This is a genomic window from Flavobacterium alvei (assembly GCF_002920895.1).
GTDB classification, from domain to species: domain Bacteria; phylum Bacteroidota; class Bacteroidia; order Flavobacteriales; family Flavobacteriaceae; genus Flavobacterium; species Flavobacterium alvei.
The window spans coordinates 102,459-116,950 of record NZ_PQVG01000007.1; the positions used below are offsets into that span (position 1 = coordinate 102,459).

Annotated in this window: 11 protein-coding genes and 4 tRNA genes; all 15 read right to left on the bottom strand. The window is 36.2% G+C overall.

Going from position 1 to position 14,492, the window contains the following annotated elements:
* Positions 1 to 362: 362 nt before the first annotated feature.
* Positions 363 to 674, bottom strand: coding sequence for a DUF3467 domain-containing protein (locus C3L50_RS12780; protein ID WP_103806572.1), 312 nt, complete (start codon positions 672 to 674; stop codon positions 363 to 365).
* Positions 675 to 677: 3 nt separating this feature from the next.
* Positions 678 to 4,985, bottom strand: coding sequence for a DNA-directed RNA polymerase subunit beta' (gene rpoC, locus C3L50_RS12785; RefSeq protein WP_103806573.1), 4,308 nt, complete (start codon positions 4,983 to 4,985; stop codon positions 678 to 680).
* A 204-nt stretch (positions 4,986 to 5,189) separates the two neighbouring features.
* On the bottom strand, positions 5,190 to 9,002 hold the full coding sequence (rpoB, locus tag C3L50_RS12790) for a DNA-directed RNA polymerase subunit beta (RefSeq protein ID WP_103806574.1): 3,813 nt from the start codon (positions 9,000 to 9,002) through the stop codon (positions 5,190 to 5,192).
* Between the two features lie 259 nt (positions 9,003 to 9,261).
* Entirely contained in the window at positions 9,262 to 9,633 is a 372-nt protein-coding gene (gene rplL / locus C3L50_RS12795) for a 50S ribosomal protein L7/L12 (protein ID WP_103806575.1), read from the bottom strand.
* Positions 9,634 to 9,754: 121 nt separating this feature from the next.
* Positions 9,755 to 10,255, bottom strand: a complete 501-nt coding sequence (gene rplJ, locus C3L50_RS12800) for a 50S ribosomal protein L10 (protein WP_103806576.1) — start codon at positions 10,253 to 10,255, stop codon at positions 9,755 to 9,757.
* 22 nt (positions 10,256 to 10,277) lie between these two features.
* On the bottom strand, positions 10,278 to 10,967 hold the full coding sequence (gene rplA, locus C3L50_RS12805; protein ID WP_103806577.1) for a 50S ribosomal protein L1: 690 nt from the start codon (positions 10,965 to 10,967) through the stop codon (positions 10,278 to 10,280).
* A gap of 3 nt (positions 10,968 to 10,970) precedes the next feature.
* Positions 10,971 to 11,417 (bottom strand): 50S ribosomal protein L11, encoded by a 447-nt coding sequence (gene rplK, locus C3L50_RS12810; protein WP_103806578.1) that lies wholly within the window; start codon positions 11,415 to 11,417, stop codon positions 10,971 to 10,973.
* A 65-nt stretch (positions 11,418 to 11,482) separates the two neighbouring features.
* The gene (nusG, locus tag C3L50_RS12815; RefSeq protein WP_103806579.1) at positions 11,483 to 12,034 is read right to left on the bottom strand and encodes a transcription termination/antitermination protein NusG; all 552 of its coding nucleotides are present in this window, start codon (positions 12,032 to 12,034) and stop codon (positions 11,483 to 11,485) included.
* A gap of 10 nt (positions 12,035 to 12,044) precedes the next feature.
* A complete protein-coding gene (gene secE / locus C3L50_RS12820) occupies positions 12,045 to 12,242 on the bottom strand; it encodes a preprotein translocase subunit SecE (protein ID WP_103806580.1) in 198 nt (65 codons plus the stop codon).
* A gap of 17 nt (positions 12,243 to 12,259) precedes the next feature.
* Positions 12,260 to 12,330 (bottom strand) — tRNA-Trp (locus C3L50_RS12825).
* Between the two features lie 59 nt (positions 12,331 to 12,389).
* Positions 12,390 to 13,574: an elongation factor Tu gene (gene tuf / locus C3L50_RS12830; RefSeq protein WP_103806581.1), complete on the bottom strand. Its 1,185-nt coding sequence runs from the start codon at positions 13,572 to 13,574 to the stop codon at positions 12,390 to 12,392.
* 55 nt (positions 13,575 to 13,629) lie between these two features.
* Positions 13,630 to 13,701, bottom strand: a tRNA-Thr gene (locus C3L50_RS12835).
* An 86-nt stretch (positions 13,702 to 13,787) separates the two neighbouring features.
* A tRNA-Tyr gene (locus C3L50_RS12840) sits at positions 13,788 to 13,868 on the bottom strand.
* Between the two features lie 134 nt (positions 13,869 to 14,002).
* A tRNA-Thr gene (locus tag C3L50_RS12845) sits at positions 14,003 to 14,076 on the bottom strand.
* A gap of 91 nt (positions 14,077 to 14,167) precedes the next feature.
* Positions 14,168 to 14,470 (bottom strand): ribosome hibernation-promoting factor, HPF/YfiA family, encoded by a 303-nt coding sequence (gene hpf, locus C3L50_RS12850; RefSeq protein ID WP_103806582.1) that lies wholly within the window; start codon positions 14,468 to 14,470, stop codon positions 14,168 to 14,170.
* Between the last annotated feature and the right edge of the window lie 22 nt (positions 14,471 to 14,492).

The following is a 14,492-nucleotide window of genomic DNA, read 5'->3' on the forward strand; positions in this document are numbered from 1 at the left end:
ATTTCTCAAAAATTAACATAATAAAAACAATATTCATTTTTTTTAAGAACTTATTTTTAACATATTGCCAATAAAATCGACAAACAACACAGTTTTTACATCCAAAAAAGTAGTGATTTTTTTTTTGCACTTTAAATAAAAAAAATGAAAATGATAAAAAAAGAGATGAAATTTAATGAATAATAATTCAAAATTATAAGATAATCCTCCGGATTATTTTATAAGTCTCAGTTTTTTCTATCAATATTGGCTGGATAAAATTCTTAATTTGACAGAAAGAAGAAAAAACTAATAATGCATTTTTTAACAAGCGCAGATATCTATAACAAAAAAAAAGGCTCCATTTCTGGAGCCTTCTATAATTATGCTTGTCCCGTGGGACCAAAATTAAGTGGTATTGGAGGTTGTTCAGAGTCCTTTATTTCGCCGTGAGCGATTTCAAAACGGTGAATATTTTCTCCAATAGCATGCAATAATCTTTTGGCATGCTGCGGTGTCAAGACAATTCTTGATTTAACTTTAGCCTTAGGAATACCAGGCATGATGCTAACAAAATCCAAAACAAACTCAGAAGAGGAATGATTGATTATTGCCAAATTAGAATAAATTCCTTCGGCAGTTTTTTCATCTAACTCAATGTCTAGTTGTCCTTGTTGTTGATTTGAATTGCTCATGTCTTAATAAATATATTCTTCTTTGCTTGCCATCATTTCATTGTAATCCTCATTCGAACCTACAATTGTATTGTCATATTCTCTCATACCGGTTCCGGCAGGAATTCTATGACCTACGATTACATTTTCTTTCAATCCTTCTAAGAAATCGATTTTACCTGCAACAGCAGCTTCGTTCAATACTTTAGTAGTTTCTTGGAAAGATGCAGCCGAAATAAATGATTTCGTTTGAAGCGATGCTCTTGTAATACCTTGTAAAACTGGAGTTGCAGTTGCTGTAATTACATCACGTGCTACAACTAAATTTTTATCCGTACGTTTCAATAGTGAGTTTTCGTCGCGCAATTCACGAGGAGAAATAATTTGTCCTGGTTTCAACACACTAGAATCTCCAGCATCTTCAACCACTTTCATACCATATAATTTATCATTTTCAACGATAAAATCTTTAGTATGAATCAATTGTTCTTCCAAGAACAATGTATCTCCTGGATCTTGAACTCTAACTTTACGCATCATTTGACGTATTACTACTTCAAAGTGTTTGTCGTTGATTTTTACCCCTTGCAAACGGTAAACCTCTTGAATTTCGTTCACCAAATACTGTTGAACAGCAGCTGGCCCTTGAATTCTCAAGATATCTTCTGGAGTAATCGCACCGTCAGACAATGGCACACCCGCTCTTACAAAGTCATTTTCTTGTACCAAAATTTGGCTAGAAAGTTTAACTAAATATTTCTTAACCTCTCCAAATTTAGATTCGATCACAATCTCACGGTTACCTCTTTTGATTTTTCCAAAAGAAACAACACCATCAATTTCAGAAACTACAGCTGGATTCGAAGGGTTACGAGCTTCAAGCAACTCAGTAATTCTTGGCAAACCTCCTGTAATATCTCCTGATTTAGAAGAACGACGTGGAATTTTAACCAATACTTTACCTGCCTTAATTTTCTCACCATTGTCAACCATCAAGTGGGCTCCAACTGGTAAGTTATATGAACGTATTAATTCGCCATCTTTACCGTAAACCAATAAAGTTGGGATTAATTTTTTAGATCTTGACTCAGAAATTACTTTTTCTTGGAAACCAGTTTGCTCATCAATTTCAACCATATATGATTGACCTTGTTCTAAATCTTCGTAGGCAATTTTACCAGTAAATTCAGAAACAATAACTCCATTATAAGGATCCCATTTACAAATTGTAGTTCCTTTTGCAACTGACTCTCCGTCTTTCACAAAAATACTAGAACCGTAAGGAATGTTGTTTGTACTTAATAAAATTCCTGTTTTTTCATCTACTAATTTCAACTCTGTAGAACGAGATACTACAATATCAACTGCATTACCTTCGTTATCTTCGCCTTTAACTGTTTTTAAATCTTCGATTTCAATTTTACCAGCAAATCTCGTAACAATACCTGATTCTTCAGAAATACCTCCTGCAACCCCACCCACGTGGAATGTACGAAGTGTCAACTGTGTTCCAGGCTCTCCAATAGATTGAGCGGCAATTACACCAACTGCTTCTCCTTTTTGGGTCATTTTTCCTGTTGCCAAGTTTCTACCGTAACATTTAGCACAAATACCTTTTGTAGCTTCACAAGTCAATGCAGAACGAACTTCTAATTTTTCAATTGGAGAAGCCTCGATTAACTTCATGTAAGGCTCTGTAATTTCCTCACCTGCTTCAATAATAAGTTCATTTGTCAAAGGATTGATCACATCTTGCAATGCTACACGTCCTAAGATTCTTTCGCCTAAAGTTTCCACAATTTCTTCGTTCTTTTTCAATGCTGAAACTTCAACACCTCTTAAAGTACCACAATCTACTGTATTTACAATTACATCTTGAGAAACGTCATGCAATCTTCTTGTCAAGTAACCCGCATCGGCCGTTTTCAATGCCGTATCCGCAAGACCTTTACGAGCACCGTGAGTAGAGATAAAGTACTCCAAAATCGAAAGACCTTCTTTAAAGTTAGAAAGAATCGGGTTTTCAATAATTTCTCCACCACCAGCAGTCGATTTTTTAGGCTTAGCCATCAAACCACGCATACCGGTTAACTGACGTATTTGTTCTTTGGAACCCCTTGCTCCAGAGTCAAGCATCATATACACCGAGTTGAAACCTTGTTGGTCTTCTCTAATGTTTTTCATTGCTGCTTCTGTAAGCTGTGCATTTGTTGAAGTCCATACGTCAATAACTTGGTTGTAACGTTCGTTATTGGTAATAAGACCCATATTATAGTTAGCAGAAATACCTTCAACTTGCTCTCTAGCATCTGCAATTAATTTTGGTTTTTGATCTGGGATTCTAATATCTCCCAATGAGAATGATAATCCACCTTTGAAGGCAAATTTGTACCCCATATCTTTCATACTATCCAAGAAAGCAGCTGTTGTAGGCACATTAGTAACACTTAAAATGTGACCAATAATATCTCTTAAGTTTTTCTTAGTCAACACTTCATTGATGTATCCAGCAGCAGGAGGCACAACTTCGTTAAACAAGATACGACCTGCAGTTGTTTGAATAATTTTGTAAACCAAGTCACCATTTTCATTAAAATCTTTAGCACGAATTTTAACTCGAGCATTCAATTCTAATTGACCTTCATTCAAGGCGATATTTACTTCTTCTGCAGAGTAAAAAGTTAGACCTTCACCTAAAATTTTATGATCTGGAGTTGACAAACGTTCTTTGGTCATATAATAAAGACCCAAAACCATGTCCTGAGAAGGTACCGTAATCGGAGCACCATTGGCAGGATTCAAGATATTGTGAGAAGCCAACATTAACAATTGTGCTTCCAAGATAGCTTCTGGTCCAAGTGGCAAGTGAACTGCCATCTGATCACCATCAAAATCCGCGTTAAACGCCGTACAAACTAAAGGGTGCAATTGGATTGCTTTTCCTTCAATTAATTTGGGTTGGAAAGCTTGAATACCTAGTCTGTGCAAAGTAGGAGCACGATTCAGCATTATTGGGTGTCCTTTTATTACATTTTCAAGGATGTCCCAAACTACTGGCTCTTTTTTGTCGATTATTTTCTTGGCCGATTTAACTGTTTTTACAATTCCTCTTTCTATCAATTTACGGATAACGAAAGGTTTGTATAATTCAGCTGCCATATCTTTTGGGATACCACATTCGAACAATTTCAATTCCGGTCCAACAACAATTACAGAACGAGCAGAATAATCCACACGTTTTCCAAGCAAGTTTTGACGGAAACGACCTTGTTTTCCTTTAAGGGAATCCGAAAGTGATTTCAATGGACGGTTGGATTCTGTTTTTACAGCAGATGCTTTACGAGTGTTGTCGAAAAGTGAATCTACTGATTCTTGCAACATACGTTTTTCGTTTCTCAAGATTACTTCAGGAGCTTTAATCTCCATTAATCTTTTCAAACGGTTGTTACGAATGATTACACGACGGTATAAATCATTCAAATCTGAAGTAGCGAAACGACCTCCATCAAGCGGCACCAACGGACGCAATTCTGGCGGAATAACTGGAACCACTTTCATAATCATCCACTCAGGACGGTTTTCGCGGTTCAAGTTAGACTCACGGAACGATTCAACAACTTGTAATCTTTTTAATGCCTCTGTTTTACGTTGTTTAGACGTTTCGTTATTGGCAGAGTGACGTAATTCATAAGACAAAGCATCTAAGTCAATACGAGCCAATAAATCCATAATACACTCTGCTCCCATTTTGGCAACAAATTTATTAGGATCAAAATCATCTAAATATTGGTTATCCTGTGGCAATGAATCTAAAATATTCAAATATTCTTCTTCTGTCAAGAAATCCAATCTTTCGATAGATTCTCCATCAGGACCTTTGGCAATACCTGGCTGAATTACAACGTATCTTTCATAATAGATAATCATATCTAATTTCTTAGAAGGAAGACCTAAAATGTAACCAATTTTGTTTGGAAGTGAACGGAAATACCAGATATGAGCAATTGGCACCACAAGATTGATGTGTCCTACTCTATCTCTACGTACTTTTTTCTCAGTAACTTCAACACCACAACGGTCACAAATGATTCCTTTGTAGCGAATTCTTTTATATTTACCACAAGCACATTCGAAATCTTTTACTGGTCCGAAGATTCTTTCGCAGAAAAGTCCGTCACGCTCTGGTTTGTGAGTTCTATAGTTGATAGTCTCTGGCTTCAATACTTCACCTCTTGATTCTTTCAAGATGGATTCAGGAGAAGCTAGTCCTATCGAAATTTTGTTGAATCTTTTTACAGGATTCTTGTCTTTATTATTTCTATTATTCATCATAGTTTTTACTATTGATTTATTTGCAATTAAAAATTGATTTTGATTCCACGAATTACTTCTCTAAACTTCAAACTTTTTTTGAAGTGCTAATTATACGGATGTATAAAAAATCGGAACGGGTTACGGGTATAAATCCTAAAACTATTATAAAAACCAACGTAGAGACGTTGCACTGCAACGTCTCTACAGATTGGAAATTTTTATTTACTCTTCTAAACGAATGTCTAATCCAAGACCTTTCAATTCGTGCATCAATACATTGAATGATTCAGGCAATCCTGGTTCTGGCATAGATTCTCCCTTAACGATAGCTTCGTAAGATTTGGCTCTACCGATTACGTCATCGGATTTGATGGTCAAGATTTCGCGCAATGTGCTTGATGCTCCATAAGCTTCAAGTGCCCAAACCTCCATCTCTCCAAAACGTTGACCTCCAAATTGAGCTTTACCACCCAATGGTTGTTGCGTAATCAATGAGTATGGTCCGATAGAACGTGCGTGCATTTTATCGTCAACCATGTGACCTAATTTCAACATATAGATAACTCCAACAGTTGCTTTTTGTGCAAAACGCTCACCAGTTCCACCGTCGAAAAGATAAGTATGTCCAAAACGCGGCACATTAGCTTCATCAGTCAAAGCATTGATTTCGTCTAGAGAAGCACCATCAAAAATTGGAGTAGCAAATTTTCTACCCAAGTTCATTCCAGCCCATCCAAGAACAGTTTCATAAATTTGACCAATGTTCATACGTGAAGGTACACCAAGTGGGTTCAACACAATATCAACAGGTGTTCCATCTTCAAGGAAAGGCATATCTTCGTGACGAACAATACGAGCAACGATACCTTTATTACCGTGACGTCCCGCCATTTTATCCCCAACTTTCAGTTTACGTTTTTTAGCAACATATACTTTGGCTAATTTCAAAATTCCAGATGGTAATTCATCACCAACAGTAATCGTGAATTTCTCTCTACGCAATGCTCCTTGTAAATCGTTCAACTTAATTTTATAGTTATGAATCAAATCATTCACCATAGTATTAGTTGTATCATCAGCAACCCATTGCCCTTTGCTTAAGTGAGCAAAATCTTCGACAGCATAAAGCATTTTTTGAGTATATTTTTTACCTTTTGGTAAAACTTCTTCACCCAAATCATTCATTACACCTTGCGAGGTTTTTCCGTTTACGATTAAGAACAATTTCTCTACTAATTTATCTTTCAATTCAACAAATTTAGTTTCGAATTCCATTTCCAGCGCCCCTAAAGCATCTTTGTCTTGGGTACGTTTGCGTTTGTCTTTTACTGCTCTTGCGAACAATTTTTTGTCCAAAACTACACCGTGTAAAGAAGGAGAAGCTTTCAAAGAAGCATCTTTAACATCACCTGCTTTATCCCCGAAGATGGCACGAAGCAATTTCTCTTCTGGAGTAGGATCTGATTCTCCTTTTGGAGTAATTTTTCCGATAAGAATATCTCCAGGTTTCACCTCGGCACCAATTCTAATCATTCCGTTTTCATCTAAATCTTTAGTAGCTTCTTCAGAAACGTTAGGAATATCATTTGTTAATTCTTCGTTACCTAATTTAGTATCTCTAACTTCTAATGAATAATCATCAACGTGAATAGAGGTAAAAATATCGTCACGAACTACTTTTTCAGAAATCACAATCGCATCCTCAAAGTTATATCCTTTCCAAGGCATGAACGCTACTTTTAGGTTACGACCTAAAGCTAATTCACCATTTTGAGTAGCATATCCTTCTGATAATACTTGTCCAAGAACCACTCTGTCTCCTTTTCTTACGATTGGTTTCAAGTTAATACTTGTACTTTGATTGGTTTTTCTAAATTTAATTAGATTATATGTTTTTTCATCTGGCTCAAAACTTACCATTCTTTCTTCTTCGGAACGATCGTATTTGATGGTGATGATATTTGCATCTACGTATTCAACAGTTCCAGGACCTTCAGCATTAATTAATACTCTAGAATCTGAAGCTACTTGACGCTCTAAACCTGTTCCAACAATAGGAGCTTCTGGACGCAACAATGGTACGGCTTGACGCATCATGTTAGATCCCATCAAGGCTCTATTCGCATCATCGTGTTCCAAGAAAGGAATCAATGAAGCTGAAATCGAAGCAATTTGGTTTGGAGCAACGTCAGCATAATCCACTTTTGACGGGTCAATAACTGGAAAATCCCCTTCTTGACGAGCAATTACGTTATCGGCAAGGATTTTTCCTGTAGCATCCATTTCAATGTTTGCCTGAGAAATCATCATTCCTTCTTCTTCTTCTGCGCTCAAGTAAACCGGAGTAGATTCTAAATCTACCACACCTTTAGTTACTTTACGGTAAGGTGTTTCAATGAAACCCATTCCGTTAACTTTAGCATAAACACCCAAAGATGAAATCAAACCAATGTTTGGTCCCTCAGGAGTTTCAATTGGACACAAACGTCCGTAGTGTGTATAGTGAACGTCACGAACCTCAAATCCAGCTCTTTCTCTCGAAAGTCCACCTGGTCCAAGTGCAGATAATCTTCTTTTGTGCGTAATCTCAGCCAATGGATTCGTTTGATCCATAAATTGAGACAACTGGTTGGTTCCAAAGAAAGAGTTGATAACCGACGACAATGTTTTAGCATTAATCAAATCGATTGGTGTAAACACCTCGTTATCTCTAACGTTCATTCTCTCACGAATGGTTCTTGCCATACGAGCCAAACCTACGCCAAATTGTTGAGACAATTGCTCACCAACTGTTCTTACACGACGGTTTGACAAGTGATCAATATCATCAATATCTGCTTTCGCATTAATCAACTCAATCAAATATTTCACGATGGTAATGATGTCTTCTTTGGTAAGCACTTGCTTTTCCATAGGAGTATCAAGACCCAGTTTTTTGTTTATTCTATAACGACCTACTTCACCCAAGTTGTAACGTTGATCAGAGAAGAACAATTTATCAATAATACCACGAGCAGTTTCTTCATCAGGCGGTTCAGCGTTACGCAATTGTCTGTAGATGTGCTCAACGGCTTCTTTTTCAGAGTTGGTTGGATCTTTTTGTAGCGTGTTGTGAATGATAGAATAGTCAACCGCATTGCTATCTTCTTTGTGCAACAAAATAGATTTAACGTTAGAATCGATGATTTCTTCCACATTATCTTTGTCGATAATGGTATCACGATCAAGGATAATCTCGTTACGTTCGATAGAAACAACTTCGCCGGTATCTTCATCCACGAAATCTTCGTGCCAAGTATTCAATACACGAGCGGCTAATTTTCTACCGATATATTTTTTAAGTCCTGTTTTAGACACTTTAATTTCTTCGGCTAGGTCGAAAATTTCCAAGATATCCTTGTCTCTTTCGAAACCGATGGCACGGAATAAAGTCGTTACAGGTAATTTTTTCTTTCTGTCGATATAGGCGTACATTACGCTGTTGATATCGGTTGAAAATTCTATCCAAGATCCTTTGAAAGGAATAACTCTGGCAGAATATAATTTTGTTCCATTGGCATGGAATGATTGTCCAAAGAAAACCCCTGGAGAACGGTGCAATTGCGATACAACAACACGCTCGGCACCATTGATTACAAAAGTACCCGAAGGAGTCATATAAGGAATTGTACCTAGATAAACATCCTGAACAATAGTTTCAAAATCTTCGTGCTCTGGGTCTGTACAGTATAGTTTTAACCTAGCTTTTAAAGGCACACTATACGTAAGTCCTCTTTCAATACATTCTTGAATGGTGTAACGTGGTGGATCTACAAAATAGTCGAGGAATTCTAATACAAAGTTATTTCTTGTATCAGTAATTGGAAAGTTTTCCATGAAGGTGTTGTATAAACCTTCGTCGCCTCTCTCGTCAGATTTAGTTTCCAATTGGAAGAAATCTTTAAACGATTTTACCTGAACATCTAGAAAATCTGGATATTGAGGTATGTTTTTTGTGGAGGCAAAATTCAATCTTTCAGTCTGATTTGTTATCATCAATGGACAAAATTTTGATTAAAAAAAAGTATTTTTTTTTTGTGCAAAAACACGGTGTAATCTCTACTTTCTTTTTACGATCAACACCTCTTAAAAATGAACCAAGTTCGCTCATTTCTTTCTTCGTATTGATCAAAAGTTTTATTTATTTTACGCTCTTTAAGATAAATTTTAGAGTGTAAATTTATTATACGAAAAATGGTTTAGGCCATTGGATTCGTATCCAAGACCTAAACCTAATTCTCTAAAGCGGAGTGAATTATTTTAATTCAACAACTGCTCCAGCTTCTTCTAAAGATTTTTTAAGACCTTCAGCCTCGTCTTTAGAAACACCTTCTTTAATGTTTGATGGTGCTGAATCCACTAAATCTTTAGCTTCTTTCAAACCTAAACCAGTTAATTCTTTAACTGCTTTTACAACTGCCAATTTAGAAGCACCAGCTTCTTTCAATACAACTGTAAATTCAGTTTGAGCTTCTTCTGCAGCAGCTTCTCCACCACCAGCAGCAACTACTACAGCTGCAGCAGCTGGTTCGATTCCGTACTCATCTTTTAATATTGTTGCTAATTCGTTAACTTCTTTTACTGTTAGGTTAACTAATTGTTCTGCGAATTGTTTCAAATCTGCCATTTTTTCTATCGTTTTAAAATGATTTGTAAAATATAATTTATTTATTGTGCGCGTTTTAATGCACTTAATTTGTTTTATTATTTAGAAATCTAAAATCAGAATTCTAAACTCTAAAATTGAATTAAGCAACCTCTTCCTCTGTATTAGCGAATTGGTTTTGAAGAGCAGAAATAACTCTTTGTGCTGGTGATTGAAGTAATCCAATGATTTCGCCAATAAGTTCTTCTTTAGATTTAATAGTTGCCAAGGCATCTAATTGATCATCTCCAATGTAAACTTCTGCATTGATGTAAGCTCCTTTCAAAATTGGCTTAGCATTCTTTTTGCGGAAATCTTTAATGATTTTTCCAGGTGCGTTAGCCACATCTGCAATAAAAATAGCGCTATTACCTGTCAATACAGATGGTAAATCACCATAATCATTAGCTGAAGCCTCCATTGCTTTTGCAAGCAAAGTATTCTTAACTACCTCTAATTTTATACCTGCTTTAAAGCAAGCTCTTCTCAAGTTTGAAGTTGTTTCTGCGTTTAGTCCAGAAATATCAGATACATAAATAATATTTGTACCAGCTAACTGTGCAGTTAAATCTTCAATCGCAATTGATTTTTCTTCTCTAGTCATACTAAAAATTTTTAACTACCAATTATACTGCTTTAGGATCCAATGCAATTGCAGGACTCATTGTGCTAGTTAGGTAAATACTTTTGATGTAAGTTCCTTTAGCCGCAGTTGGTTTAAGTTTGATTAATGTTTGAATAATTTCGTGAGCATTATCTACAATTTTGTCAGCATCGAAAGAAATTCTTCCAATTCCCGCATGGATAATACCTGTTTTATCAACTTTAAAGTCGATTTTACCAGCTTTAACTTCAGCTACTGCTTTAGCAATATCCATAGTTACAGTACCAGTCTTAGGGTTTGGCATTAAACCTCTAGGCCCTAGAACACGACCTAATGGACCTAATTTACCCATTACACTTGGCATAGTGATGATTACATCAACATCTGTCCAACCATCTTTAATTTTTTGTAAATAGTCATCAAGACCTACAAAGTCAGCTCCAGCTTCTTTAGCTTCTGCCTCTTTATCTGGAGTAACTAATGCTAATACTTTTACATCTTTACCTGTTCCGTGAGGCAATGTTACAACACCTCTAACCATTTGATTCGCTTTTCTTGGATCAACACCCAAACGTACTGCGATATCAACAGACTCATCAAATTTTGCTGAAGCAACATCTTTAATCAATGCAGCAGCATCTTTTAAAGTGTATAGTTTGTTCTTTTCAATTTTTGAAGCAGCCTCTTTTTGTTTCTTTGTCAATTTTGCCATGTCTTACGCTTGTTTTAGAGGAGAATCTCCAGTTACAGTTATACCCATAGATCTAGCCGTTCCTGCGATCATGCTCATAGCAGACTCGATTGTGAATGCATTTAAATCAACCATCTTATCTTCCGCAATTGCTTTAATAACATCCCAAGTAACGCTAGCTACTTTCTTACGATTTGGTTCTCCTGAACCAGATTTAAGCTTTGCTGCATCCATCAATTGAACAGCAGCAGGTGGTGTTTTAATAACAAAATCGAAAGATTTGTCTTTATACACTGTAATTTGCACTGGGCAAACTTTACCTGGTTTATCTTGTGTTCTAGCATTAAATTGCTTACAGAACTCCATGATATTAACACCAGCAGCACCTAAAGCAGGTCCAACCGGTGGCGACGGGTTCGCAGCACCTCCCTTAACTTGTAGTTTAACTACTTTACTAATCTCTTTAGCCATTTTTTTTAAATTTAACACATTAACATTGGAAGCGAAAATGTGGTTTATTATAGATGTAACAAAAATTATACTTTTTCAACTTGCAAAAACCCTAATTCTAAAGGTGTCTTTCTTCCGAAAATTTTCACCATTACTTCCAGTTTTCGCTTTTCTTCATTAATTTTCTCAACAGTTCCGTTAAAACCGTTAAAAGGACCATCAATAACCTTTATTGTTTCACCCAAGGTGAATGGAATTGCTCGCGTATCAGTATTTACAGCTAACTCATCTACTTTACCTAACATTCTGTTTACTTCAGAAAGTCTTAAAGGAACGGGTTCACCACCTTTTATCTCACCTAAAAAACCAATTACACTTGTTATTGACTTAATAATATGTGGAATTTCTCCAATTAGGTTTGCTTCAATCATTACATAACCTGGAAAATAAACTTTATCCTTGACTAATTTTTTTCCTTCTTTTACAGTAACTATTTTTTCAGTAGGAACAAGAACCTGCGAAACATAATCGCTCATCCCTAATCTTGCAATTTCGGTTTCGATATATGCTTTAACTTTGTTTTCTTGTCCACTTACTGCACGAACAACGTACCATTTTTTTAGATTATTATCTGCCATAACAAAAAAATTACGCTTTTATCCAGGTAAAAAATTTCTCTAAAATATTTGAAAACATTTCATCAACTCCCCAAGTCGCCAAAGCAAACAATACAGAGAATAGAGCAACAACAATCGTAAGACGTTGCACCTCAGCCCATTCAGGCCAAGTTACATTTGATTTTAATTCTTCAAATGCTTCGGATATATAATTAACAACTTTTGTCATTATGATTTATTTTTTTGCACGGGCGGAGGGATTCGAACCCCCATCAACGGTTTTGGAGACCGCTATTCTACCCTTGAACTACGCCCGTTCGTTAAAAACCAGTAACACCCATAGGTGTTACTGGTTTTATAAACATTATAAATATTACTATAGTATTTCAGTTACCTGACCAGCACCTACTGTTCTACCACCTTCACGGATAGCAAAACGTAAACCTACATTCATTGCGATTGGACTTAACAAAGTAACTTCAATTGTCAAGTTATCTCCAGGCATTACCATCTCTACTCCAGCAGGCAAAGTAATAACTCCAGTTACGTCAGTTGTACGTACGTAGAACTGTGGACGGTAGTTATTATGGAATGGTGTGTGACGACCACCTTCTTCTTTTTTCAAGATATAAACCTCAGCTTTAAAGTGATTGTGTGGTTTCACAGATCCTGGTTTAATAATAACCATACCTCTTTTGATATCAGCTTTATCAATACCTCTTAACAACAAACCAACGTTATCTCCAGCTTCACCTCTATCAAGGATTTTACGGAACATCTCAACTCCAGTAATAGTAGAAGTTAATTTTTCAGCTCCCATACCAATGATTTCAACTGGATCCCCTGTATTTGCAACTCCAGTTTCGATACGACCTGTAGCAACAGTTCCACGTCCTGTAATTGTAAACACATCTTCAACTGGCATCAAGAATGGTTTTGCTGTATCACGAAGCGGCTCTTCGATCCAAGCATCAACAGCTTCCATCAATTCAATAATTTTTGGTACCCAAGCTGGATCATTATTCAATCCACCAAGTGCAGAACCTTGAATTACTGGACAGTTGTCTCCATCATATTCGTAGAAAGATAACAAATCTCTAATTTCCATTTCTACAAGCTCTAACAATTCCTCATCATCAACCATATCCACTTTATTCATGAATACAACCATTCTAGGAATACCTACTTGACGACCCAAAAGGATATGCTCACGTGTTTGTGGCATTGGTCCGTCAGTTGCAGCTACAACAAGAATAGCACCATCCATTTGAGCAGCACCAGTAACCATGTTTTTTACGTAATCCGCGTGACCTGGACAGTCAACGTGTGCGTAGTGACGGTTAGAAGTTTCATACTCTACGTGAGATGTATTAATTGTAATACCTCTTTCTTTTTCTTCTGGAGCATTATCAATTTGATCAAATGATTTTGCTTGACAGTAACCAGCATCAGATAACACTTTAGTTATTGCTGCAGTTAAAGTTGTTTTTCCGTGATCCACGTGCCCAATTGTTCCAATGTTTAAGTGGGGCTTACTACGGTTAAAGGTTTCTTTTGCCATTTTACTTAGTTTTTAATCTTATTAATTTATTAGTGTTCAATTATATACTTTTTTGAGCCAACTACGGGAATTGAACCCGTGACCTCTTCCTTACCAAGGAAGCACTCTACCCCTGAGCTAAGTCGGCAGAATCCTTGATTTAAGAGTTTAGATTTTAGAGTTTAGATTTTTCAAATCTGCAATCTAAAATCTGCAATCTAAAATTCATTCTAGTGGGGAGAGCAGGATTCGAACCTGCGAAGTTCACACAGCAGATTTACAGTCTGCCCTCGTTGGCCGCTTGAGTATCTCCCCAGACAATTTATGATTTTAGATTCATGATTTTAGATTAATCCAAAACCATCACTACCAACCATAAATCAAAACTTTTTTATTATTTACCTTATACAGAAATCTAAAATCTAAATTCAGAAATCTACAATTTTTAGAGCCGGCGGAGGGACTCGAACCCACGACCTGCTGATTACAAATCAGCTGCTCTAGCCAACTGAGCTACGCTGGCAAATTCAATAAAAAAAGTCCGCTATTTCTAACGGACTGCAAATGTATATCTTTTTGTTTTTTAATCAAAACAATTTTGCGAAAATTTTAGATTAAATATGAGTATTGATTTTTTCTTTCCTTTTTACTAAAAGTCGTTCTATAGATTCCGAAGCAAGTTCTACTGCCTCTTCAAAAGTTTTGCATTGTTTTTTTACTAAAAAATCGTCTCCAGGGACAATAATTTTCATCTCTACGATTTTATTTTCCTTATCACTAGTCTTTTCAACCTTCAAATAAACGTCAGACGACACTACTTTGTCGTAATATTTTTCCAATTTGGCCATTCTTTCTTGAATGAAATCTACTAGCTTTCTGTCAACAGTAAAGTTAACTGCGTGAACATCTACCTTCATAATCTTATTTTTAGGGGTTAAA

Excerpts from the sequence above, each read along its gene's own strand:
- rpoC (WP_103806573.1), bottom strand. The coding sequence starts at position 4,985 with ATGATGAATAATAGAAATAATAAAGACAAGAATCCTGTAAAAAGATTC.
- C3L50_RS12780 (WP_103806572.1), bottom strand. The coding sequence starts at position 674 with ATGAGCAATTCAAATCAACAACAAGGACAACTAGACATTGAGTTAGAT.
- tuf (WP_103806581.1), bottom strand. The coding sequence starts at position 13,574 with ATGGCAAAAGAAACCTTTAACCGTAGTAAGCCCCACTTAAACATTGGA.
- secE (WP_103806580.1), bottom strand. The coding sequence starts at position 12,242 with ATGACAAAAGTTGTTAATTATATATCCGAAGCATTTGAAGAATTAAAA.
- rplL (WP_103806575.1), bottom strand. The coding sequence starts at position 9,633 with ATGGCAGATTTGAAACAATTCGCAGAACAATTAGTTAACCTAACAGTA.
- rplA (WP_103806577.1), bottom strand. The coding sequence starts at position 10,967 with ATGGCAAAATTGACAAAGAAACAAAAAGAGGCTGCTTCAAAAATTGAA.
- nusG (WP_103806579.1), bottom strand. The coding sequence starts at position 12,034 with ATGGCAGATAATAATCTAAAAAAATGGTACGTTGTTCGTGCAGTAAGT.
- rplJ (WP_103806576.1), bottom strand. The coding sequence starts at position 10,255 with ATGACTAGAGAAGAAAAATCAATTGCGATTGAAGATTTAACTGCACAG.
- rpoB (WP_103806574.1), bottom strand. The coding sequence starts at position 9,002 with ATGATAACAAATCAGACTGAAAGATTGAATTTTGCCTCCACAAAAAAC.
- rplK (WP_103806578.1), bottom strand. The coding sequence starts at position 11,417 with ATGGCTAAAGAGATTAGTAAAGTAGTTAAACTACAAGTTAAGGGAGGT.
- hpf (WP_103806582.1), bottom strand. The coding sequence starts at position 14,470 with ATGAAGGTAGATGTTCACGCAGTTAACTTTACTGTTGACAGAAAGCTA.